The organism is Bartonella sp. AA2SXKL (assembly GCF_042197205.1).
Lineage (GTDB): Bacteria > Pseudomonadota > Alphaproteobacteria > Rhizobiales > Rhizobiaceae > Bartonella.
In genome coordinates, this window is the sequence record NZ_JBHIRN010000247.1 from 285 (window position 1) to 599 (window position 315).

At 30.5% G+C, this 315-nt stretch carries 1 protein-coding gene; it reads right to left on the reverse strand.

Annotated elements, in window-relative coordinates; translation table 11 throughout:
• Nucleotides 1–60: 60 nt before the first annotated feature.
• Nucleotides 61–315 (reverse strand): hypothetical protein (locus ACFINS_RS11015; RefSeq protein WP_375706296.1); only part of this gene is annotated, 255 nt, incomplete at its 5' end.

A 315-nucleotide genomic window follows, 5' to 3' on the forward strand; every position in this document is an offset into this window, starting at 1 on the left:
GTTTTTTTGCCCGTTTTACATCTCTTTTAAACTTTCCTGAATAACTCACTGAACGCATAATTAGATGTCCAGTTGCTTCATCAAATCAGCAATATTTTTAGCATAAAAAACATCTTCATTTCTGTCGGTTTTATGAAAAGTTTCAAGCGTTTCCTTATTAGGTATTTTATTATTTTCAACGTAAATACGAATAAGATCACGTAAAATTTGAGATGCTGGACGGTGTTTTCTTTCAGCTATAGCCATAAATGCATTTTTTAAATTTACATCTACTTTAGCTGCTATAAGTTCACTTTTTATACTCATAATACCTCC